The sequence below is a fragment of the Domibacillus sp. A3M-37 genome (assembly GCF_024213455.1).
Taxonomy (GTDB): domain Bacteria; phylum Bacillota; class Bacilli; order Bacillales; family Domibacillaceae; genus Domibacillus; species Domibacillus tundrae.
In genome coordinates, this window is sequence record NZ_JANAVL010000003.1 from 213,095 (window position 1) to 237,060 (window position 23,966).

Consider the following 23,966-nt stretch of genomic DNA (forward strand, 5'->3'; position numbering starts at 1 on the left):
CGACACTCCGAAAATAGTTTTACTTTACTATTTTAACGCATTATCGTCGGAAAGAGTACCGTTTTCTTCATGACGTCATACATCCCTCGCGATGTAATCCTGATATAAGGCAAATGGGTAGATGTTAAAAACAGCAAAGAATAAATAGGGTCCTCGTATCGATAACCGCGCTCCGACAGCAATTCTCTTAGTTTTAACTCCTGTTCGACAACAACCTCGAAGGGCTGATCGGACATAATTCCCGATAACGGAAGTGGAATTTCGTGGATAATTTTCCCATTTTCCGCAAGCACAATCCCGCCGCCAAGTTCCTGCATTCGCTCAAATGCACGGCGCATTTCTATTTTAGATGAGCCGATCAAAAGAATGTCCTCCGTGCTGGAAAACGAAGACGCAAACCCTTGTATATCGTTCGCAAATCCTTTAATCGTTGTATTAACACGCCATTCTCCTTCATAATCAAGAAGCACAAGATAATTTTGGTCGTCATCCATGTAGAAATGCTCGCCCGCTACATCTTTTATGACTTTACACGGTTTTGTAATGACATTATTCACCATCTCAATTCCGAATGGCATCGAAAATTGTAAATCATCTTCAATCAAATTCCAATTAAATTGCATTTTCGAATGACCAAACATCTGCCAATTTACATCAGGAAAAGGATCCGTATCCATTTCATTCTTTTTAACCCAGATGCCATTAGAGACGACAGCTTCCGGATTCGGATGAAATTCATCCGTTAAAATATTAACACTGGCTATGCGCCCCGGTGCGATCATACCATGCAAATGTTCCATACGATAGTAGCGGGCCGCATTATAAGAAGCCATATGATACGCATCAATCGGCGGAACGCCATGATTAATGGCTATCTGGATCATTTTATCAATAATGCCATCTACATAAAAAGCCGGAGATGATCCGTCTGTTGTAAACATCATCATGTCATATTGATCAAGATCCATCTCTTTCATCTCTGTCAGAAGTTTTTCTAAATCCGGACGAATTGATGAATGTCGGAGCGTCACCATCATTCCATTCATAAGCCGTCTTCTAACATCTTCTCCTGTCATAGACTCATGATCGCCATCCGCCCCGAATAAAACCATTTTTGCCAATGTTCTTTCAGAAGCTCCAGGAAAGTGCCCTTCAATCCGTTTTTTCATTCCTCTCGTTTCCTGCATCCAGTACAGTATCATATCGTCACCGTCCAACAGCTTTGGCCAGCTTGTTAATTCACCGCCCTGAAGGACATTTTCATTTTCCAGCCAAGAATTTATTGTGCCGTTCCCTAATATCTCATCTTCATTGTCCAGTTCTGTCTGAGCATCGTACCGGCACCACCAGTACATCGATACTGGCTGCTTGTTTAATTCTTCTATTAAGGAAAACGCTTTCTTTTTTTCGAGTGCCAGCAACATCATTAAGTTATCATTAACCAGGGTAGTTGTTCCGCGTTTTGCAGCATATTCCGCAAACGTCTTAGGATTATACAGCATAAACGGGTGGACGTGCGGCTCTATGTACCCGGGTACAACTGTTTTACCGGTGCAATCATAAATTTCATCAGCTGATCGAGGCATTGCACTGCCAATGTACACGATGCGGTTTTCATATATCCAAATGTTCCCTGTCAGCCACCGCTTCAGTGCTGAATGAAGATAGCGGGCATTTTTCAAAACAAGCGTGGGTGATTTTTTTCGGTCAATAACAGCAATCTGATCGCGTATTTGTTTATTTTTCCATTTATGTTTTATATCAGACATTACAATCGTTCCTCTCAAAATGATATCGCTTTCAAGTTATGTAATTTTATTCATCGTAACATATATCGTACTAATAACGCACTAAAGAATAGTTGATTTTGTGAAAAAAGTTCGAACTTTTGGCGAGAAACTTGCATTAGTCTGATTTTCGGGACAACTTGAAAAATAGGAATTTATTCATGTCCCAATTAAAACAAAACAAATAACGTAACTTGCACAGCTTGAGCCGTTATAACCAAAGAGGCTGCCTCATGATGAGACAGCCTCTTCCTTCTTACAAACCAGCTTTCGCAATCGCACGGCTGCCGATATCGCTGCGGAAAAAGAAGTGTTCCGTATCGACATGCTGCATCTTTTCGTACGCATGCTTCTGCGCTTCTGTTGGATTTGATCCGCTTCCTGTTACAAGCAGAACACGACCGCCATTTGCGCGAATCACATCCGTGTCTGAATACGTGCCCGCATGAATAACAGACCCGGCATCAATCGCATCAAGCCCTTTTAGTTCATGGCCTTTTTCATATGCTTCCGGGTAGCCTTTTGCTGCCAAAACGATGCCAAGAACCGACTCGTCTTTCCATGTCAGTTCTGGATCTTTGCCGTCAAGCACGTCCAGCATCACTTGAACGAGATCATTTTCCAACCGTGGCAGGACAACCTGCGTTTCTGGATCACCAAAACGGGCATTAAATTCGATCGTTTTTGGTCCTTCTTCTGTCAGCATTAAACCAGCGAAAACGATCCCTGTAAACGAACGTCCTTCCGCAACCATGCCTTTTGCGATTGGACGGATAATGTCTTCAACGGATTGGTTGTTAATCGCCTGCGAAATGTGCGGCACCGGTGAATACGCACCCATACCGCCAGTGTTCGGGCCTTCATCGTTGTCAAACGCGCGCTTATGATCCTGCGCCGCTTCCATCGGATAGACGTTTTCACCATGTACAAATGCCATAAGAGAATATTCTTCTCCCTGCAAATATTGCTCCACGACCACACGGGCAGATGCATCACCGAATTTTTTATCGAGCATCATGTCATCAAGAGACGCAAGTGCTTCTTCAAGCGTCATCGCAACGGTAACGCCTTTTCCAGCTGCCAGACCGTCCGCTTTCAATACGATCGGCGCGCCTTCTTGCTCAATGTATGCTTTCGCTGCATCATAGTCTTCAAACGACTGGTAGCGGGCTGTTGGAATGTTGTACTTTTCCATCATCATTTTTGAGAAAGATTTGCTGCCTTCTAAAATAGCTGCGTTTTGTTTCGGACCAAATACTTTTAAGCCTTCTTGCTCCAGATAATCCGTGATACCGGCAGAAAGTGGATTTTCAGGACCGATGATCACAAGACCAACGTTTTGCTCTTTCGCAAAAGAGGCAATGTCCGCAAAGTTCATTTCATCAATGTTCACAATGCTTGCATCGCGGCCGATGCCGGCATTTCCCGGCGCGCAAAAGACGTTTTCAACGAGCGGGCTTTCCGCCACTTTTTTGCAAATTGCGTGTTCGCGTCCACCGCGTCCAACAACTAGTACGTTCATGGATAAGCCCCCCTCTTAATGTTTAAAATGTCTGATGCCGGTTAAGACCATCGCAATGCCGTATTCATCGGCTTTTTTAATCGAATCTTCATCTTTAATCGATCCGCCTGGCTGAATGATCGCTGTAATGCCCGCTTTCGCTGCCGCTTCAACCGTATCATCCATCGGGAAGAATGCATCAGATGCAAGTGCTGCTCCTTTTGCTTTTTCACCCGCTTGCTCAAGCGCAATTTTTGCCGCACCAACGCGATTCATTTGGCCGGCCCCAACACCAAGTGTCATTTTATCATCTGTTACAACAATTGCATTTGATTTAACGTGTTTTACCACTTTCCAGCCAAGTTTAAGCGCTGTCCACTCTTCTTCAGTTGGTTCGCGCTTTGTCGCTACTTTCACGTCAGCATCCGCTAAAGACAATTCATCAAGATCCTGTGAAAGAAGCCCACCTTCAACCGATGTAAATACTTTTTCACCTTTTTTGCCGTTAGCAAAATCAAGCGTTAATAGACGAATGTTTTTCTTTTTAGAAAGAACGTCAATTGCTTCTTCATCAAAAGAAGGCGCCACAATGATTTCAAGGAAAATTTCATGCAGTTTTTCAGCAAGCTCTTTTGAAACAGGACGGTTCAACGCAACAATGCCGCCAAAAATCGACGTTGGATCCGCTTCATATGCCCGTGCATAAGCTTCTTCGATCGTTGCTCCTGCACCCACACCGCAAGGATTCATATGTTTAACGGCAACTGCAGCCGGCTCTTCAAATTCTTTGACGATTTGAAGGGCTGCATCTGTGTCGCGAATGTTATTGTATGAAAGCTCTTTTCCGTGAAGCTGCTCAGCCTGTGCCACAGAGAACGTGGAACCAAGCGGCTGTGCGTAAAAAGCTGCTTTTTGATGAGGGTTCTCACCGTAGCGCAAGCTTTGCTTCAATTCATATGTGACCGTTAGTTTTTCCGGATTTTCTTCACCTGTAAGATCGGTCATAAAGCCGGCGATCATCGCATCATACGCTGCTGTATGACGGAATACTTTTGCAGCAAGCTTGCGGCGTGTTTCAAGTGTCGTTTTGCCATCGCCTTTTAATTCCGAAAGCACTTGATCGTAGTCGCCTGCATCGACGATTACAGTAACATATTCATGATTTTTCGCTGACGCCCGAAGCATCGCCGGTCCGCCAATATCAATGTTTTCAATCGCGTCTTCTGTAGTGACATCCGGCTTTGCAATCGTCTGCTGGAACGGATACAGGTTTACACAAACGATATCGATCGGCTGAATGTTATGCTCGTCCAACTGTTTTTGATGATCCGGTTCTCCGTGCTTTGCAAGCAAGCCGCCATGAATGTACGGGTTTAATGTTTTAACGCGGCCTTCCAAAATTTCCGGGAATCCCGTTACATCCGTTACGCCTTTTACCGGCACACCGGCTTCTGAAAGCATTTTTTTCGTTCCGCCTGTTGAGACAATTTCGTAGCCAAGCGCCGCGATTTCTCTTGCAAAATCCGTGACGCCGTTTTTGTCTGATACGCTGATCAATGCGCGTTTAGTCATCAGTTCTGTTCCTCCCTGTTTCCGTTCAAAAGTTTTGTAATCATGTTCGGGTAAAGACTATGCTCAATGTGCTGTATGGCTTCTTGCAGACCTTCGCGTGTCATGCCTTCTTCAATCCGCACACATTCCTGGTCCATGATCGTACCGGTATCCATGCCCTCATCAACGAAATGAACGGTCACACCGGAAATTTTCACCCCAGCGTCAAATGCTTGTCCAATTGCATCTTTTCCCGGGAAAGCCGGGAGTAGCGACGGGTGAATGTTTACGATCCGGTTCCGGTACGCACTTAATAAAACTGGACCTATTAAACGCATATAGCCGGCTAGAAAAATAAATTCTACTCCGGCCGCCTGCAAACGGTCCACAATTTCACTTTCGAATGCTTCTTTCGATTCATATTGCTTCGGCTGGAAAGAAAATGCCGGGATGTCGAATGCTTCTGCCCGCTGCAGCACGTACGCATCCGGTTTATCGCAGACGAGCAAGGCGATTTCAGCAGGAACCTGTCCTGCTGCCACCGCCTCAGCAATTGCCTGCACGTTGCTTCCGCTGCCGGATGCAAACAAGGCAATTTTCGTCATTGAACTGTAACTCCTTCGCCGTTCGATACGCGTCCGATTGTGTACGCTTTTTCGCCAGCTTCTTGGAGTGCTGCTTTTACATTTGCTTCTTCTTCTTGTGGCACGATCAATACGAATCCGATGCCCATGTTGAAAATGTTGTACATTTCCTGACGATCCAGTTCACCGTATGTTTCAAGTACATTGAAAATGTCCGGAACAGGCCACGACCCTTCTTCAATCGTTGCACCAAGTCCTGCTGGCAATGCGCGTGGAATATTTTCAACAAAGCCGCCGCCTGTAATGTGTGCCATGCCATTGACCTTCGCTTTTTTCAAAGCAGAGAGAACCGGCTTCACATAAATACGCGTCGGTTCAATTAATGCCTCACCAAGTGGAACAGAAAGGCCCTCTACTTGTGCATCAACAGCGAGATTATGCTTTTCAAAGAAAATCTTGCGGACGAGTGAATAGCCGTTGCTGTGAATGCCGCTTGACGCAAGACCGATCAGCACGTCGCCTTCTTTCACATCATCACCTGTCACAACTGCGCTTTTTTCAACAGCGCCAACAGTGAAACCGGCCATGTCGTATTCTTCTTCGTCATAGAGGCCTGGCATTTCAGCTGTCTCGCCGCCGATTAAGGCGCAGCCTGCCTGCTCGCAGCCGTCCGCCACACCTTTGACGATTTGCTCGATTTTTTCCGGCACCGCTTTTCCGCATGCAATGTAATCAAGGAAAAACAGCGGTTCTGCTCCTTGGACGACTACATCATTCACACACATTGCCACACAGTCAACGCCAATTGTGTCATGCTTGTCCATCATAAATGCAAGCTTCAGCTTTGTGCCGACGCCGTCTGTTCCCGACACAAGAACTGGTTCTTTTAAATTTAAAGAGGACAGATCAAACATGCCTCCGAAGCTGCCAAGCGCTCCCATCACACCGGCCCGCTTCGTCCGTTCTACATGTTTTTTCATTCGTTCAACCGCTTCGTATCCCGCTTCGATGTTGACACCGGCTGCTTCATACGACTTTGCCATTTTAGTTCCTCCTCAACGTTAGCACATGATTTCTTTGTCATGCGGATGCTGTGTATCCGGGAATATTTCCGTTGGATATTCTCCTGTAAAACAAGCCATGCATTGTCCGCATTCGCCGAGGGCGCCTTTGCGGTGGTTAATGGCTTCGATCGTGCCTTCTGCGCTCAAATACGTTAATGAGTCAGCACCAATTAATTCACGCAATTCTTCATTTGTATGGTGAGCGGCAATCAATTCACCTTTTTCAGATGTATCAATGCCGTAAAAACACGGATGCTTAATCGCCGGCGAACTGATCACAACATGGACTTCCTTCGCTCCGGCTTCTTTTAGCATCGTAACAATTCGTCTGCTCGTCGTGCCGCGAACGATTGAATCGTCCACCATCACTACTTTTTTCCCTTCAATAACACCCCGGACAGGAGAAAGCTTCATCTTCACCCCTTGTTCACGAAGCGACTGGGATGGCTGAATAAAGGTCCGGCCGACATACCGATTTTTAATTAAGCCTAATTCGTACGGAATACCCGTTGCTTCCGCAAAACCGATCGCAGCAGAAATACTCGAATCCGGTACACCTGTGACAACGTCTGCTTCCAAAACAGCCGAATCCACTTCTTTTGCGAGCATTTTGCCGAGACGCTTACGGGCGCTGTGAACGTTAATGCCATGAATGTCACTGTCCGGACGGGAAAAATAAACATACTCCATTGTGCACATCGCGTCGCTGACACCAGCCGCAAATTGCTCTGAATGAAGACCGCTGTCATTAATCGTAATCAATTCGCCCGGTTCTACGTCGCGTAAAAATTCAGCTCCGATAATGTCAAAGGCGCACGTTTCTGACGCGACCACATAGGCATTGCCAAGCTTGCCAATTGAAAGTGGACGAAGCCCCTGTGGATCAAGTGCCACGTGCATTTCATTTTCAGTCATGATCAAAAATGCGTATGCCCCTTTGACCATTGACAGGGCTGTTTTCAAACGGTCTTTCATCGATCCGTAGCTGCTGCGGCGAATTAAATGCGCCAGCACTTCCGTGTCAGATGTCGTTTGAAAAATACTTCCCTGTGCTTCAAGCTCACGCTTGAGAGATGTTGCATTTACAAGGTTGCCATTATGCGCAAGCGCAAGGCTCCCAGTTTGAAAGTGGAAAAGAAGCGGCTGTACGTTTTGATAGCCGCCGCCTCCTGCTGTCTGATAGCGGACGTGTCCAATTGCTGCTGATCCTGTCAATCCGTTGACGATATCCTGATTGAAAATTTCCGTGACAAGTCCTTCGCCTTTATGACCACGGAGGCGCTCGCCGTCGCTCATGACGACGCCGGCACCTTCTTGTCCACGGTGTTGTAAGCTTTGAAGGCCATAGTAGGTGATTTGTGATGCGTTTTCGTGGCCAAAGACACCGAATACGCCACACTCTTCATTTAAGCCTCTGAGTTCAGCAAGCATGGAATAGCTCCTTTCCAGGCATCCTCCAGTTCGTTGACCGGTGCCTGTACCACTTCTTCTCCGTTAATTAAAATTGATACGACTGGCTGAGCAGTGACTTCACCAATTTGTTTTGCATCCTGTACAGTTGCTTCAAATGCTTCTTTGTATTCTGCTTTTACTGTGACAACAAAACGTGACTGTGTTTCAGCAAATAAAGCTGCTGTAGCTTCGCCTTCAAGCGATACGTTTGCACCAAAGCTTGTCCCAAATAACTTCTCAACAAGAGCCACTGCAAAGCCGCCTTCTGAAATATCGTGGGCTGACTGAACAAGACCCGAGTGAATCGCTGCAAGAAGAGCATCCTGACGCGTTTTTTCTACGGATAAATCGATAGCTGGTGATTTTCCAGAAATTTTGCCATCATTCATCATTTTTTGCAATTCGCTTCCGCCGAATTCATTAGCTGCATCGCCAATGACGTAAACGAGGTCGCCGGCTGCTTTGGCCGCTTGTGTTGTAATATGGTTCACGTCTTCGATTAAACCGACCATGCCGATAATTGGTGTCGGATAAATCGCTGTACCGTTTGTTTCATTATATAAAGAGACATTTCCACCGATAACCGGTGATTGAAGTGCAAGGCACGCTTCACTGATGCCGTCTGCTGACTGCTCAAGCTGCCAGAATACACCCGGATTTTCAGGGCTTCCGTAGTTTAATCCGTCTGTAATCGCAAGTGGACGTGCACCCGAGCAAACGATGTTACGCGCTGCTTCGGCTACTGCAATTTTACCGCCTGTTTTCGGGTCTAAGTAAATGTAGCGTGCGTTGCAGTCTGTCGTCATCGCCAGTGCTTTGTTCGTGCCGCGCAGGCGGATAACCGCTGCATCAGAACCTGGTGCGACAACTGTGTTTGTACGAACTTGGTAATCATATTGATCATATACCCACTCTTTGCTTGCCACAGTCGGCTGTTTCAAAAGATTTACAAGTGTTTCTTTATAATCAGACACTTCTGGTGTTTTTTGCTCCATTGCCTGGAAGTCACGGAAATATTGCGGTTCTGCTGAAGGCTTATGGTAAACCGGCGCATCTTCTGCAAGCGCGTCAACTGGCACTTCTGCAGCCACTTCTCCTTTATGAAGAAGGCGGAGCATTTTGTCATCTGTCACGACGCCGACAGATGCTGCTTCAAGACCGTATTTTGAAAACAAGTCTTCGATTTCTTTTTCGCGTCCTTTTTCGACAACGATGAGCATACGCTCCTGTGATTCAGACAGCATCATTTCGTACGGTGTCATACCTGTTTCACGCTGCGGGATTAAATCCAGATTCATTTCCATACCTGAACCAGATTTAGACGCCATTTCAGCAGATGAACTTGTTAAACCTGCCGCACCCATATCTTGAATGCCGACAAGGGCATCGTTATGAATTAACTCAAGGCACGCTTCGAGCAGCAATTTTTCCATAAATGGATCGCCTACTTGAACCGCCGGGCGTTTTTCTTCAGAACTTTCGCTCAGTTCTTCTGATGCAAATGTCGCACCGTGAATGCCGTCGCGGCCTGTTTTTGCCCCTACGTACATAACGGTGTTGCCGACACCTTTTGCCTGGCCTTTTTGAATGTCTTGATGGTCGATTAAACCGACACACATTGCGTTAACGAGCGGGTTGCCGTCATACGACGGGTCAAAGCCGATTTCGCCGCCAACTGTCGGGATGCCGATGCAGTTTCCGTAACCGGCGATGCCTGCCACAACTTCTTCAAACAAGTATTTCACACGGGATGTTTCCAATTCACCGAAACGAAGCGAGTTTAAAATCGCCACCGGACGCGCGCCCATAGAAAATACGTCACGAATAATACCGCCGACGCCTGTTGCCGCGCCTTGATAAGGCTCAATAGCAGATGGGTGATTATGGCTCTCGATTTTAAATACGACCGCTTGATTGTCGCCGATGTCCACGATGCCGGCACCTTCGCCTGGCCCCTGCAAGACGTGATCGCCTTTTGTCGGGAAGCGGCTTAAGACTGGTTTTGAGTTTTTGTAGCTGCAGTGCTCGGACCACATAACGGAGAAAAGACCTGTTTCCGTGTAGTTTGGTAAACGTCCAATAATTTCTGCTGCTTTATCGAATTCTTCGTCTGTCAAGCCCATCGTACGGTACAGCTTTTCATCTTTAATTTGCTGTGGATTTGGTTCAAGCGTTAACGACATGAGAGTCCCTCCAGTGTTTCACAATTGATTGGAAAAGTTTAAGTCCGTCTGCGCTGCCGAGAAGTTCATCTACAGCCCGCTCCGGATGCGGCATCATGCCGAGTACGTTGCCTTTTTCGTTTGTAATGCCGGCGATGTCAGAAAGACTTCCGTTTACATCACTCGCATAAGAGAATACAATTTGATTGTTTTCTTTTAATTTCGCAAGCGTTGCGTCGTCACAGTAGTAGTTACCTTCACCGTGCGCGACCGGAATGCTGATTTTCTCGCCTTTTTCATATAAAGACGTGAACATTGTTTCATTGTTTTCAATCGACAGTTCAACTGTGCGGCAAATGAATTTCAAGTTTTTATTGCGGAGCATAGCGCCTGGAAGAAGACCTGACTCAAGCAAAATTTGAAACCCGTTGCAGACACCAAGAACCGGCTTGCCCGCTTCTGCTGCTTTTTTTACGGCTGCCATAACGTTTGACATATGTGCGATCGCGCCGGAACGCAAGTAGTCGCCATATGAAAAGCCGCCTGGAAGTAAAATGCCGTCATATTGATCAAGATTGTCCGCATCGTGCCAGACAAGATCAACTTGTTCCCCTAATTCGTCTTTTACCGCATGGTACATGTCCACATCACAGTTGGACCCTGGAAATACGATGACTGCAAATTTCACTGGTTCGCACTCTCCTCGATTTCATATCGGTAATCTTCAATAACCGGGTTGGACAAAAGCTTTTCGCATACTTCTTTTACTGTGCCTTCTACATCTGTCACAGAATCATCGAATTGAAGCTCCATGTATTTGCCGATACGCACATCTTCTACACCTTGGTAGCCAAGGCTTGATAGTGATTGCTGCACAGCTTTTCCTTGCGGGTCTAATACACTTTCACGAAGTGTTACGTAAACTTTTACTTTATACATTATAGAGTTCCTCCAAGTCGATTGTAGATTTCGGTATATGCTTCTGTCAGCCCGCCAAGATCGCGGCGGAACAAGTCTTTATCAAGTTTACGATTTGTGCCTTTTTCCCATAACCGGCACGTATCTGGTGAGATTTCGTCGGCAAGCAGGATGCTGCCGTCTTTTTGGCGGCCAAATTCAATTTTAAAGTCCACAAGATCAACGCCCATTTCATCAAACAACGGGATAAGTACTTCATTGACACGCAATGCTTCCTTTTTCAAAATCTGCACTTCTTCAGGTGCCGCGACGTTTAACAAACGAATGTGATCATCTGTTAGCAGCGGATCGCCAAGCTCGTCGTCTTTGTAATAAAATTCAACAATTGGCTCATTGAACCGGACGCCTTCTTCAAAGCCGAGCCGCTTCGCAATGCTGCCGGCAGCAACATTGCGGACAACGACTTCAAGCGGGATGATATTTACATGCTTAACGAGCTGCTCGTTTTCAGACAGCTGCTCTACAAAATGAGACTCAATGCCTTTTTGGGCGAGCTTTTCGAACAAAAGCCCTGTGATTAAATTGTTTAAGCGGCCTTTGCCGTCAATTTCGGCTTTTTTTTCACCGTTAAATGCGGTAGCCGAATTTTTGTATTCAATCCAGACGATGTCTTCCTGGTCTGTCGCATAAATGCGTTTCGCTTTTCCTTCGTACAGCTGCTTGCCTTTTTGCATGATGTGATCCTCCCGGGTTCCGGCTTTTTTTGTCCAACTTCAGGCGGTCTAAACGGCCGCCTTGCGCTTTTCTTTGTCCAGCTCCAAGCGGCCAGTCCCTCGGTCATAAGCCGTCACAGCTGTGTGGCAAAGAGCGCCACTTCGCTGGTCCGTCTTACGTCTGCCGGGCCTGAACGGCCGCCTTGCGCTTTTCTCTGTCCAGCTCCAAGCGGCCAGCCCCTTGGTCGTAAGCCGTCTCTGCTATGTGGCAAAGAGCACCACTTCGCTGGTCCGTCTTACGTCTGCCGGGCCTGAACGGCCGCCTTGCGCTTTTCTTCTTAGTTCAATCCAATACGGTCAAAAATCGTGTCGACATGTTTAATGTGGTAGTTGTAATCAAAGCAGTCAGCGATTTCTTCCGGCGACAATTTTGATGTGATTGTTTCGTCCGCTTCTACTAATGAACGGAAATGAACTTGCTTGTCCCATGCTTCCATCGCCCGCGGCTGCACTGTATCATAGGCCGCTTCACGCGCCATGCCTTTATCAATCAATGCAAGAAGAATACGCTGTGAATAAATAAGGCCGAGCGTCCGGTCCATGTTGCGTTTCATGTTATCCGGGAATACTGTTAAATTTTTGATAATATTGCCGAAACGGTTCAGCATGTAATTCAACGCAATTGTTGCATCCGGCAAAATTACGCGCTCTGCAGATGAGTGCGAAATGTCGCGCTCGTGCCAAAGTGCTACATTTTCATACGCTGTTACCATATGGCCGCGAATCACGCGTGCAAGGCCAACCATATTTTCAGATCCGATTGGATTCCGTTTGTGCGGCATTGCTGACGATCCTTTTTGTCCTTTTGCAAATGCTTCTTCCACTTCACGTGTTTCTGATTTTTGCAGGCCGCGTACTTCTGTTGCAAACTTTTCAATTGAAGCAGCGACAAGCGCTAATGTCGCCATGTAGTGCGCGTGGCGGTCACGCTGCAATGTTTGTGTTGAAACAGGAGCCGGTTTTGTGCCAAGCTTTTCACACACATATTTTTCAACAAATGGATCAATGTTTGCATATGTGCCGACTGCGCCGGAAATTTTTCCGTATTGAACGCCGTCTGCTGCGTCATTAAAACGCTCCAGGTTCCGTTTCATTTCTTCGTACCAAAGCGCCATTTTCAATCCGAATGTCGTCGGCTCCGCATGAACTCCGTGTGTACGGCCCATCATGACTGTATGTTTATGTTCAATCGCTTTATTGCGGAGGATGTCAATGAAGTTTTCAATGTCTTTACGCAAAATGTCGTTCGCTTGTTTTAATAAATAAGAAAGGGCCGTATCAACAACATCTGTTGACGTTAATCCGTAATGTACCCATTTGCGTTCTTCACCAAGTGTTTCAGATACAGCACGTGTAAAGGCAACAACATCATGGCGTGTTTCCAGTTCAATTTCATTAATGCGGTCAATATCGAAGCTTGCATTTGCGCGTAGTTTTTCCACATCTTCTTTTGGAATGTCGCCAAGCTCTGACCATGCTTCACAAGCTAAAATTTCCACTTCAAGCCATGCTTTGAATTTATTTTCTTCTGTCCAAATACTGCCCATTTCAGGTCGTGTATAGCGTTCGATCATTGTTTGTCATCCTCCGATTGATAATTCGATTATTTTGTCCAAATACGACTGTTTTCAATGTCATTTAACGTTTCTTCAAGATTGTCGGTCAAGATGGTCACATGCCCCATTTTGCGCTTTTCTTTTGCTTCGTCTTTTCCATATAAATGAACGGACCATTCTGGCTTGTGCACAATCGCTTGCACAACGCCTTCCACATGTTCACCAAGCACGTTGACCATCACAGCCTGCTTCAGAAGCGAGGTGCTTTTAAGCGGCCAGTTACAGACAGCGCGGATGTGCTGGCCAAATTGGGAAATACCGCATGCTTCAATTGTGTAATGACCAGAATTATGCGGCCGTGGTGCTACTTCATTAATGTAAATGCTGCCTTCACGCGTGACGAACATTTCCACCGCCAGTGTGCCGACAAGTGACAAAGCAGCTGCAATTTTTTCAGCTGCTTCACGTGCAGCCCGCTCCGTTTGTTCTGAGATACGCGCCGGCACAATTGATTCATGCAAAATATTGTCGACGTGAATGTTTTCTGCTGCCGGAAAGTACGTTGTTTCGCCCTCTGAATTGCGTGTAATAATAACAGAAATTTCTTTCTCAAACGGAATCCATTGTTCGAGTACACAGTCACCATGTCCGAGCAATGCAGCTGCTTCCGAAGCTTGTGACGTCTCTCTTAAAACAAACTGCCCTTTTCCATCGTAGCCGCCTGTCGCCGTTTTTAATACAGCTGGCAATCCGAGCTCGGCAATGGACTGTTCAAGATCATTTTCTGTTTTAATCACCCGATATGGAGCAACCGGGACACCGGCATCCGCAATCGCTTCTTTTTCAAAAATGCGGTTTTGTGTAATGCGGATCAATTCCGCGCCCTGTGGAATATATGCCGTTTTCATCAGCTCTTTTAAGCCTTCATAGTCAATGTTTTCAAATTCGTACGTAATCACGTCGCTCACTTCAGCAAGCCGGTTCAGCGCGTCTTTGTCGTTGTAAGGGGCTTGAATGACGATATCAGCTGTTTGTGTGCAAGGTGCACCTTCTGCCGGCTCGAGCACGGCGATGCGGAAGCCCGCTTCTTTTGCGGCCAACGCCATCATCCGCCCCAGCTGCCCTCCGCCGATAATGCCAATTGTTTTTCCTGGTTCAATGATCGTTCTAGCCAAGCTGATCACTGCTTTCCAATACGGTTTTTTCGGTTTCTTTTCGGCGCTTGTCTAACCGCTCCGCTACCTCAGTGTCTGCAATCGACAAAATTTGCGCAGCGAGCAGGCCGGCATTGGTGGCTCCTGCTTTCCCAATAGCCGTTGTTGCAACCGGAACACCACCTGGCATTTGAACGATGGACAGGAGAGAATCAAGCCCGTTTAACGCTTTTGACTGAACCGGTATACCGATGACCGGCAGCGTTGTTTTCGCTGCTGTCATGCCTGGCAAGTGAGCCGCCCCGCCTGCGCCGGCAATAATGACTTTAAGGCCGCGCTCGCGTGCCGTTTCCGCGTATTCGAACATTAAATCCGGTGTGCGATGTGCTGAAACGACTTTTTTTTCATACGGAATTTCAAGTTCGTCGAGCACGTCGCATGCGTGTTTCATCGTCTCCCAGTCTGATGTGCTACCCATAATAACGCCAACTTCAATCGTCATCTTGATCCTCCAGTGTGAGATTTTTTTACAAAAGAAAAGTGGCAGACGCCTGCCTATCAGCGACAAGCATAAGACAATTTGTCTTAGAGCAAAGGCTAAGAGCGCGGCATCGTGCCGCAACGCCTTTGTGACTCACATCCTGTGAGCCCTCGAGCTGATGGCGTCTGGAGCTAGACATAAAAAAACGGACAGACCGCTTCCTCCGGTAAATAGGAGAAAGCGATTCGTCCGCAGTCGATCGAGATTCCGAATGCTTTCCCCATAGTCGGCCGTTTACGGCAGCCGGTAGAAACTTGCGAGCCATATTCCCGCTATTATATGAGGTGCTTTATTGTCATCTACATATTAACAATCCACAGAAGGGGTTGTCAACAAAAAATCGAACGATATTTATCACTTATATTTTAATGTTCGTATTTAAGCCATTATTCTTCCTTCAAAGACGATTTCGCGGCCAATCGGGACATGAATTGTCTCTCCATTTTCTTTTCGCTCTTCAAACAGCGGCTTTTCGATGCGCCGGACGGGCATGTAGCCTTTCCGCTTCATCCTCTCCAGGCAGTCATCAATCGTTTCATTTTCTTCCACACGAAAATTCTTCTTTTTGCTCATCGCATTAATTTTCCTTTTCTCACTTGTTTTACCCAGAAGCCGCCATGAATCGACTTCGGTTCATAGACGATAATAAACGCTTTCGGATCCAGATCTTTAATTCTTCCATACAGCTTTAACTCATATTTGCGCGGGGTTAAAATTTGCATGGCCATTCGTTCTCCTTCAAGGCCGTTTGCTGTCCAGTTCGTCACACCGTACCCTTCATCACGAAGCGCTTTTGGCAAGTCTTTATCGTATTCTTTCGTAATAACATTCACAGTAATATAACCGAGTGCCAGCTTTTCTTCGATTTTCATGCCGACCACGACACCGATGCCATATCCAGCCGCATAGGCAATTAAATTTTGGATTTCATTCAAGTTATCAAGTACAAGACCAAGCCCGACCACATAAATGACTACTTCAATGGTGCTGACGAATGCTGCCGTGTACCGATAACCTTTTAGCGTCAAAATCATGCGGATCGTAAAAAACGATACGTACACAATATTGATCAGCAAAATAATAACGACCATAAACAAGGCGTTGTCCATCATATTTCTTCACCCCTCTTTGACGGCAGTTTACCATATCAACACGAATTAAAAAAGCCTCAGCTTAAGGATCAGCTGAGGCGTGTTGTTTCTTATTTAATAGTAATTACGTTTTTATCCCCATTTTTCACAGTTCCTGGCTTTTCAACCGTCACAGACTGGCCTTCTGCAAGGTTTGTGAAAATAATCGGTGTAATTGTTGATGTTGCATTTTTTGCGATATAGTCTAAATCCACTTTCAGAAGCGGCTGGCCTGCTGTGATGCTGTCGCCTTCTGATACAAGCGCTTCAAAGCCTTCACCCTTCAATTTAACCGTATCGATACCGAAGTGAATCAATATTTCATGGCCATTGTCTGCTGTAATGCCAATCGCATGTTTCGTTGGGAAGACGTTAATGATTTTACCATCTACAGGTGATACTACTGTGCCGTCACTCGGCTTGATCGCAAAACCGTCACCCATCATTTTGCCAGAGAAAACAGGATCAGGCACTTCCGTAATTGGCAAAAGTTCTCCTGAAATTGGTGCGACAAACTTGCTTTCCACATCGTTGCGAATTGCAGCTGGTGCCGCATTTTCAACTTCTTTTTGTACTTCCTTGTCCGATTTAACAGCAACTGGACGAGGCGAATTGCCTTTCATAATGTCCGCCATTTGGTGGCGAAGACTGTCTGAGCGCGGACCAAAGATGGCTTGAATGTTATTACCGACTTCAAGAACCCCTGCTGCTCCAAGCTGTTTCAAGCGTTTTTTATCAACATTGCCGATGTCATTAACCGATACACGAAGACGTGTAATACACGCATCCAGGTTATCAATGTTTTCTTTGCCGCCCATCGCTTCTAAAATTTCATATGGAAGTTCGCCTGCTACAACAGCCGGCGCATCTTCATTATCATCTTCCAGCTCACGTCCTGGCGTTGCAAGGTTGAACTTGCGGATCGCAAAACGGAAACCGAAGTAGTAAATAACCGCAAACACAAGACCAACCGGAATAACGATCCATGCATTCGTCTGCGGATTTAAAAGACCAAATAACGTGTAGTCGATCAAACCGCCCGAAAACGTCATCCCAATTTTTACATCAAGAAGACTCATCGTCATAAACGAAAGTCCCGCAAAGACTGCGTGAACCGCAAATAATACAGGGGCTACAAACAAGAATGAGAACTCAAGCGGCTCTGTAATCCCTGTTAAGAAAGAAGTTAGTGCTGCAGAACCCATGATTCCCGCAACAACTTTTTTGCGCTCCGGACGCGCTTCATGGTAAATTGCAAGCGCCGCTGCCGGAAGACCGAACATCATAAACGGATATTTACCCGTCATAAACGTACCCGCTGTTAAGTTTTGTACACCATCTTTAATTTGCTCCATGAAAATCGCCTGGTCACCGCGGACAAGTTCACCCGCCGCATTTGTGTACTGGCCAAACTCAAACCAGAACGGTGAATAGAAAATATGATGCAAACCAAATGGAATTAAGCTTCGTTCAATAACTCCAAAAATAAATGCCGAAACTGCAAGATTGCCGCCTAATAGGAAATGTGAGAATGCATCTAAGCCGTTTTGAATTGGCGGCCAAACAAAAATCAATACCAGTCCAAGAATAACCGCCGATGCGGCTGTTGCAATTGGAACAAACCGTTTACCCGCGAAGAAACCTAGATAGGACGGCAATTCAATGTTAAAGAACTTATTGTACATGTAGGCAGCAATAGCCCCCATAATAATCCCGCCGAATACACCGGTTTGAAGCGTTGGAATCCCGAGAATAAGTGCGTAAGCAGGATCTCCGCCTTCAAGAACTGAAATAGCTTCAAGCCCAAGGGCCGTACCCATTGTGGCATTCATAATTAAATAACCAACAAGTGCCGCGAGTCCGGCAACGCCGTCTCCTCCGGCGAGACCAATTGCTACCCCAATAGCAAAAAGAATGGGCAGGTTGCCAAAAATAATCGATCCGGATTCTTCCATAACAGAAGCAACCATAACGAGCCAGTCCGCTGTTAAAAAAGGTGCTAAATCCGTCAGTGTCGGATTTTGCAGTGCGTTACCAATTGCAAGCAAAAGACCGGCAGCAGGCAAAATCGCAACCGGCAGCATAAGTGCTTTACCGATTTTTTGAAGCGAGCCGAAAAGCTTTTTAAACATGTGTATTTCCTCCTCTATTTTATTAGTATGCGCATCTCAAAGATGAATCAGACAGACAGAAACGAAAAAAGGCATGAGAAAAGAAGACATTAGAAAACAGAAGTCCTGAAACCCCCATTTTCTCTGTATCTCCTTTACTCATGCCTGATCGTATCAGTAACACGTAAAGAACAAATTAATTATTTCATTTTTGTCTGAATCCGCTGCAGGTGCATCGTTAAATAAACCGCTTCCGCATCATACACAGGATTTCTTAATGTCTGCTGCATCACTTTGATCAGCTTCCATGACAAATTATAGCACACCGGATATTCCGTTTTCAATAGGTTTGCAATTTTTTCTGGCTCATCCACTTTCTCTCCGCGGACAACCCGTTCAATCGTATATCTGATGTGGCGTACCAGCCGCATGTAATCAATACTCTCCTTATCCAGTTCTACATCAAGCTGAGTCTCAATCATTCGAATAAGCGTCGCAATTAATTCTGAATGACGGCTTAAGTCCCGGACATCTTTATTGGCGATTGCACTATGGATGTGCAGCGCAATAAATCCTGTCTCCCCTTCAGGCAGGCTGATCGTCAGCTTGCTGTTAATCAGCTTTGTCACGTCTGACGCTACTTCATATTCAAACGGATAGAGCGCTTTCGTTTCAAGTAAAAATGGATTACGAATGCCCATTCCACGCATCATTCGATTCACCGCAAACAGCAAGTGATCTGTTAAGCCTACGTGGATATGCTCGTTCAGCGTTTCCCCGACCCGCTCACGAATTAATTCAACAGCCGCAATGATCACTTTCAATGTTTCGTCATCCAAGTGGGGCAGCAATTTTTTATATTGCTCCTGTTCGCTCCGATCGGTTAAAACAAACAATTTTTCAACAGAACTGCGAACAATGCTGTCCCCCTGCTGACGCCCAAAGCCAATTCCTCTCCCGATAAGAACGACTTCCGTTTCATCACTTGAGGCTGCGATGAGCACATTATTATTCAATACTTTTTTCACACAAAATTTCTCCATGGCATATCCCCATTGCTCTTCTTTTTTTACAGTATAGCACGAGGCCAGATAAAAAAAACACCTCTCTGTTTGTGAGAGAGGTGCCCTGGTTTAGTGTAAGAAAATAAAATAGAGAATGAACACGACGAACAAGAAATACATTATAGGATGGATTTCTTTTGCCCGGCCTTTCACGATCATAGTGATCGGATAGAAGATAAAGCCCATTGCAATCCCTGTCGCAATACTGTATGAAAGCGGCATTGCAATAATCGTTAAAAATGCAGGAACCGCAATTTCAAACTTCGTCCAGTCAATTTTGCCAAGTGCTGAGACCATCAGCACCCCAACGATAATAATCGCCGGCGCCGTCACATGAGATGTGATGACAGACAAAAGCGGGAAGAAAAATAACGACAATAGGAACAAAACACCTGTGACAACAGCCGCAAGTCCTGTACGTGCTCCTGCTGCAACACCAGCGGATGATTCAATGTATGATGTTGTTGTTGATGTACCAAGAAGCGCACCGGCTACTGTCGCACAAGAATCCGCGAATAACGCTTTTCCTGCACGCGGCAGCTTATTATCTTTCATTAAGCCCGCCTGGCTCGCAACACCCACTAGCGTACCAGCTGTATCGAAAAAGTCAACGAACAAAAACGTTAACACAATGACAAGCATTTGCAGTGTAAATACTTCGCCTGGTGTTTGGAAAATATTTTCGAGTGCTACACCAAATGTTGGAGCTATGCTGGGAACACCGGAAACGATTTTTTCTGGAAAATCGACAAGACCAAAAATCATGCCCGCTACTGCTGTAATCAGCATGCCGTAAAAAATGCCTCCGCTGATTCCTCTTGCCATCATAACAACAGTGATAATTAATCCAAAAATTGTTAACAGCGTTGGACCGGCGCTTAAGTCACCAAGGCCGACAAGCACTGCGTCATTATTGACAATAATGCCGGCATTTTGAAAGCCAACAAACGTAATAAACAAGCCAATCCCTGCACCAACTGCGTATTTCAGTTCAGTTGGAATCGAGTTAATAATCGTTTCCCGCAATCCAGTTAAGGTCAGGATAATAAAAATAATACCTGAAAATAAAACACCCGTTAAAGCAGTTTGCCATGGAATGCCGTACGTTAAAATAACCGTGTATGCGAAAAAGGCATTTAAGCCCATTCCCGGCGCAAGACCAATAGGGTATTTAGCTAGCAGCCCCATAATAATGGACCCAATCGCAGCAGCCAATGCTGTTGCTGTAAAGACTGCCCCATAATCCATTCGCATAGCATCCGGCAGATCCGGCACAGACTGCAAAGACAGCGTCAGCGGATTGACGACTAAGATGTATGCCATTGATAAAAACGTCGTCAAGCCGCCAATAAATTCCCGGCGGTACGTCGTTTCGAGTTCATCCATACGGAAAAACTTTTTCATTCTTTTTTCTCCCTTCGATCTTATATTCGAACGAAAAATACCCGGAGCAGCGGCTGCTCCGGGTACGACTAACAAAAGAATGTAGAAAGAGACCAACTCTTTCCATTCATTCGTAGTCGGACCATTTACGGCAGTCCGGTAGATACTGTCAAGCCTTATTCTCGACGATATACGATGCATGTAAAAGTAATAAAGTTCTCTTTCATTTTACTCATATAATATTAATCCGTCAATACAAAACACGAACAAATTTATTTTTTCTTCGTTATTCGTTCGCCTTTATTCCCATTCGATCGTTGCTGGCGGCTTGCTTGTAATGTCATACACGACTCGGTTTACGTGTGCCACTTCATTGACAATACGCGTTGAAATCACTTCGAGCACATCCCATGGAATACGAGCCCAATCTGATGTCATCCCGTCAATCGATGTAACGGCACGAATGCCGATCGTGTAATCATACGTCCGCGCATCGCCCATAACACCTACACTGCGAATATCTGGAAGCACAGTGAAGTACTGCCAAATTTCACGCTCAAGACCGTGATTCGCCACTTCTTCACGCAAAATGGCATCGGATTCACGAACAATTTCCAATTTTTCCTCTGAAATTGCTCCCAGCACACGAATGCCAAGACCTGGTCCCGGGAACGGCTGGCGCCAAACAATATGATCTGGAATGCCGAGCTCCGAACCGAGCGCACGCACTTCATCCTTAAATAATGTATTAAGCGGCTCAATTAGCTTAAACTGCATGTCTTCCGGCAGTCCGCCTACGTTGTGATGCGATTTGATCGTTTGCGCCGTTGCCGTACCGCTTTCAATAATGTCAGTATAAAGTGTTCCTTGCGCCAAAAACTCAATGCCTTTTAGTTTCGATGCTTCATCATCAAATAAATAGATAAACTCGTTGCCGATGATTTTCCGTTTTTGCTCGGGATCAGACACACCTGCCAATTTTTTCATGAAACGTTCTTTTGCGTCTACTTTAATGATATTAATGTTAAAGCCATTCGCAAATGTATCCATTACCTGCTCTGCTTCACCTTTGCGCAGAAGACCGTGGTCAACGAAAATACACGTTAATTGGTCGCCGATTGCTTTGTGGATCAATACAGCTACAACCGATGAATCAACGCCGCCTGACATTGCGCAAAGCACTTTTTTATCCCCAACTGTTTGGCGGATTTTTTCCACTTCAACCTCGATGTAATTTTCCATTGACCAGTCACCCGTGCAATCACATACGCCGAAAACAAAGTTCTTCAGAATGTCGTTTCCATAAACAGAATGTTTTACCTCAGGGTGGAATTGAACTGCGTATAGGTTTTCCTCTTTGTTACTCATCGAAGCAATTGGGCATGATGGGCTGATCGCATCAACTGTAAAACCAGCCGGCGCTTCTGTCACAAGATCGCTGTGGCTCATCCAGACAACCTGTTCGTTTGGAAGGTCTGAAAAAAGAGCTGATTCATTTTGAACGTTGATTGCCGCTTTTCCATACTCACGGTGAGACGCTTTTGATACTGTTCCGCCAAAATGCTTTGTCATAAGCTGCATGCCATAGCAAATCCCAAAAATCGGAACGTTCAAATCAAAAATACGCTCGTCACAGCTAAATGCATTGTCTGCATATACACTGTTCGGACCGCCGGAGAAAATAATCCCTTTTGGATTGATTTTTTTAATTTCATCTACTGTAATTGTGTGCGGATGAAGCTCGCTGTATACGCCAAATTCACGGATACGGCGCGTAATCAACTGATTGTACTGGCTTCCAAAGTCAAGTACAAGAATCATTTCCTGGTGCTGCAATTCTGATTTTCCTGTCATGGTTCCACTCTCTTCCCTTCAATTCCGTATTATCGGAAACACTCATCAATTTTTTGTTCGTGTTCACACATTTTGACCTCATTTTATATGGTTCGCAGGAGACGGTCAAGGCGTTGCCCTGTTTATTGAAAATTCAGATTTAAAAACGCTTCCCGGCAGAAGCCGGAAAGCGTTATTTTTTCCAAAAATCATCAAAAACAGTAATAGGAAGGTGCCTTTTATGTCTTGACTTTACATAATGACCTTCAATTTTTTCTGCAGCTTCTGCCGGAATTTCTTTGCCTTCAAGGTAGTCGTCAATTTGTTCATATGTAACGCCGAGTGCAGCCTCATCCGGAATAAGCGGCTTATCATCCTCAAGATCGGCTGTCGGTACTTTCAAATACAAATGCTCCGGCGCGCCGAGCAATTTCAGCATAGACCGTCCCTGCCGTTTGTTTAATCGGAATAAAGGTACGATATCCGCTGCCCCGTCGCCGAATTTTGTATAAAAGCCGGTAACTGCTTCAGCTGAATGATCCGTGCCGATAACGACCGCACTTTTTGCTGCTGCAATCGCAAACTGCACTTTCATCCGTTCACGCGCTTTATCGTTCCCTTTGACGAAATCAGAAATATCAATGCCGATATCTTCTAGCGCTTTTTCACTGGCGTCCACTGCTTCTTTAATATTCACTGTAAGCCTTTCATCCGGCTGAATAAAATCAAGCGCATCCTGAGCATCGTGCTCATCTTTTTGCATACCATATGGAAGGCGTACCGCATAAAATGTATATTCTTTCCCTGTTTCTTCCCGAAGCTCTTCTACCGCCAATTGAGCAAGTCGACCGGCAAGCGACGAATCCTGTCCGCCGGAAATGCCAAGAACAAACCCTTTTAAAAATGAATGGTGACGGAGATAGTCTTTTAGAAAATCAATACTCCGGCGAGTCTCTTTTTGCGGATCAATTTGTGGTTTTACTTGAAGCTCTTCAATAATCACTTTTTGCAATTCACGCATAATACAAGAAGTCCCCTTTCATTTTAGCTCTTTCTTGTATCATACCACTTCTGTATGTGAATGAACCAACAAAAGCACGGGTTTTTCATCAGCCATTCTATTCCTTATCCTTCATTTTTAAAAGATAATTCCGCAAACGCGTATGAAAATGAAATTATTATCAATACTAACAAAAAATAAAGGACAGCCAAAAAATGGCCGCCCTTCAAAAAATCACACTTCCGGTACAAACGTTTTACAATCTGTTTCTTCATTATTAGAGGCGTGTTTACCTTTATGACTGACTACATAGATGGAATCTGCACTGCATTTATTACCTGACCCCCAATACTTACAGTTGTTCACTTCACAAAGAACATCTTTCGCCATCATCCTTCACCT

At 45.4% G+C, this 23,966-nt stretch carries 22 protein-coding genes and 2 riboswitches; all 22 genes read right to left on the reverse strand.

The window, feature by feature from the left end:
* Window positions 1-32: 32 nt before the first annotated feature.
* Entirely contained in the window at window positions 33-1,769 is a 1,737-nt protein-coding gene (locus NLX67_RS07925; protein WP_254311163.1) for an adenine deaminase C-terminal domain-containing protein, read from the reverse strand.
* A gap of 274 nt (window positions 1,770-2,043) precedes the next feature.
* Window positions 2,044-3,309: a phosphoribosylamine--glycine ligase gene (gene purD / locus NLX67_RS07930; RefSeq protein WP_254311165.1), complete on the reverse strand. Its 1,266-nt coding sequence runs from the start codon at window positions 3,307-3,309 to the stop codon at window positions 2,044-2,046.
* 15 nt (window positions 3,310-3,324) lie between these two features.
* Window positions 3,325-4,860, reverse strand: a complete 1,536-nt coding sequence (purH, locus tag NLX67_RS07935; RefSeq protein WP_254311167.1) for a bifunctional phosphoribosylaminoimidazolecarboxamide formyltransferase/IMP cyclohydrolase — start codon at window positions 4,858-4,860, stop codon at window positions 3,325-3,327.
* The gene (gene purN, locus NLX67_RS07940) at window positions 4,860-5,444 is read right to left on the reverse strand and encodes a phosphoribosylglycinamide formyltransferase (protein ID WP_254311170.1); all 585 of its coding nucleotides are present in this window, start codon (window positions 5,442-5,444) and stop codon (window positions 4,860-4,862) included. Before purN ends, purH begins: the two co-directional genes overlap by 1 nt.
* Window positions 5,441-6,466 carry a phosphoribosylformylglycinamidine cyclo-ligase gene (purM, locus tag NLX67_RS07945; protein ID WP_254311173.1) on the reverse strand — a complete coding sequence of 342 codons (1,026 nt, stop codon included), beginning with the start codon at window positions 6,464-6,466 and terminating at the stop codon, window positions 5,441-5,443. Before purM ends, purN begins: the two co-directional genes overlap by 4 nt.
* Window positions 6,467-6,484: 18 nt before the next feature.
* Window positions 6,485-7,918, reverse strand: a complete 1,434-nt coding sequence (gene purF / locus NLX67_RS07950) for an amidophosphoribosyltransferase (protein ID WP_046180194.1) — start codon at window positions 7,916-7,918, stop codon at window positions 6,485-6,487.
* Window positions 7,894-10,122: a phosphoribosylformylglycinamidine synthase subunit PurL gene (purL, locus tag NLX67_RS07955; RefSeq protein WP_254311174.1), complete on the reverse strand. Its 2,229-nt coding sequence runs from the start codon at window positions 10,120-10,122 to the stop codon at window positions 7,894-7,896. Before purL ends, purF begins: the two co-directional genes overlap by 25 nt.
* A complete protein-coding gene (gene purQ, locus NLX67_RS07960; protein ID WP_254311176.1) occupies window positions 10,106-10,789 on the reverse strand; it encodes a phosphoribosylformylglycinamidine synthase subunit PurQ in 684 nt (227 codons plus the stop codon). The genes purL and purQ overlap by 17 nt, the downstream gene beginning before the upstream one ends.
* On the reverse strand, window positions 10,786-11,040 hold the full coding sequence (gene purS, locus NLX67_RS07965; RefSeq protein ID WP_045849142.1) for a phosphoribosylformylglycinamidine synthase subunit PurS: 255 nt from the start codon (window positions 11,038-11,040) through the stop codon (window positions 10,786-10,788). Before purS ends, purQ begins: the two co-directional genes overlap by 4 nt.
* On the reverse strand, window positions 11,040-11,753 hold the full coding sequence (gene purC / locus NLX67_RS07970) for a phosphoribosylaminoimidazolesuccinocarboxamide synthase (protein ID WP_254311178.1): 714 nt from the start codon (window positions 11,751-11,753) through the stop codon (window positions 11,040-11,042). Before purC ends, purS begins: the two co-directional genes overlap by 1 nt.
* A gap of 113 nt (window positions 11,754-11,866) precedes the next feature.
* Window positions 11,867-12,004 (reverse strand): hypothetical protein, encoded by a 138-nt coding sequence (locus NLX67_RS07975; protein ID WP_254311188.1) that lies wholly within the window; start codon window positions 12,002-12,004, stop codon window positions 11,867-11,869.
* A 66-nt stretch (window positions 12,005-12,070) separates the two neighbouring features.
* Window positions 12,071-13,366 (reverse strand): adenylosuccinate lyase, encoded by a 1,296-nt coding sequence (gene purB / locus NLX67_RS07980; RefSeq protein WP_254311191.1) that lies wholly within the window; start codon window positions 13,364-13,366, stop codon window positions 12,071-12,073.
* Between the two features lie 29 nt (window positions 13,367-13,395).
* The gene (gene purK / locus NLX67_RS07985; RefSeq protein WP_254311194.1) at window positions 13,396-14,523 is read right to left on the reverse strand and encodes a 5-(carboxyamino)imidazole ribonucleotide synthase; all 1,128 of its coding nucleotides are present in this window, start codon (window positions 14,521-14,523) and stop codon (window positions 13,396-13,398) included.
* Complete coding sequence (purE, locus tag NLX67_RS07990) at window positions 14,516-15,004, reverse strand: 5-(carboxyamino)imidazole ribonucleotide mutase (protein ID WP_046180187.1); 489 nt, start codon at window positions 15,002-15,004, stop codon at window positions 14,516-14,518. The genes purK and purE overlap by 8 nt, the downstream gene beginning before the upstream one ends.
* Before the next feature lie 242 nt (window positions 15,005-15,246).
* Window positions 15,247-15,346: riboswitch (purine riboswitch) on the reverse strand.
* A gap of 75 nt (window positions 15,347-15,421) precedes the next feature.
* Entirely contained in the window at window positions 15,422-15,616 is a 195-nt protein-coding gene (locus NLX67_RS07995) for an NETI motif-containing protein (protein ID WP_254311196.1), read from the reverse strand.
* Entirely contained in the window at window positions 15,613-16,155 is a 543-nt protein-coding gene (locus NLX67_RS08000; protein ID WP_254311198.1) for a DUF2179 domain-containing protein, read from the reverse strand. The genes NLX67_RS07995 and NLX67_RS08000 overlap by 4 nt, the downstream gene beginning before the upstream one ends.
* Window positions 16,156-16,244: 89 nt before the next feature.
* The gene (ptsG, locus tag NLX67_RS08005; RefSeq protein ID WP_254311200.1) at window positions 16,245-18,305 is read right to left on the reverse strand and encodes a glucose-specific PTS transporter subunit IIBC; all 2,061 of its coding nucleotides are present in this window, start codon (window positions 18,303-18,305) and stop codon (window positions 16,245-16,247) included.
* Window positions 18,306-18,484: 179 nt separating this feature from the next.
* Window positions 18,485-19,327, reverse strand: a complete 843-nt coding sequence (glcT, locus tag NLX67_RS08010) for a glucose PTS transporter transcription antiterminator GlcT (protein ID WP_254311202.1) — start codon at window positions 19,325-19,327, stop codon at window positions 18,485-18,487.
* 90 nt (window positions 19,328-19,417) lie between these two features.
* Window positions 19,418-20,752 (reverse strand): NCS2 family permease, encoded by a 1,335-nt coding sequence (locus NLX67_RS08015; protein WP_254311205.1) that lies wholly within the window; start codon window positions 20,750-20,752, stop codon window positions 19,418-19,420.
* Window positions 20,753-20,845: 93 nt separating this feature from the next.
* Window positions 20,846-20,946: riboswitch (purine riboswitch) on the reverse strand.
* Window positions 20,947-21,031: 85 nt separating this feature from the next.
* Window positions 21,032-22,585 carry a glutamine-hydrolyzing GMP synthase gene (gene guaA, locus NLX67_RS08020; protein ID WP_254311207.1) on the reverse strand — a complete coding sequence of 518 codons (1,554 nt, stop codon included), beginning with the start codon at window positions 22,583-22,585 and terminating at the stop codon, window positions 21,032-21,034.
* Window positions 22,586-22,757: 172 nt separating this feature from the next.
* On the reverse strand, window positions 22,758-23,585 hold the full coding sequence (gene nadE / locus NLX67_RS08025; RefSeq protein ID WP_254311209.1) for an ammonia-dependent NAD(+) synthetase: 828 nt from the start codon (window positions 23,583-23,585) through the stop codon (window positions 22,758-22,760).
* Between the two features lie 213 nt (window positions 23,586-23,798).
* The gene (locus NLX67_RS08030; protein WP_254311336.1) at window positions 23,799-23,954 is read right to left on the reverse strand and encodes a DUF1540 domain-containing protein; all 156 of its coding nucleotides are present in this window, start codon (window positions 23,952-23,954) and stop codon (window positions 23,799-23,801) included.
* Window positions 23,955-23,966: the final 12 nt, after the last annotated feature.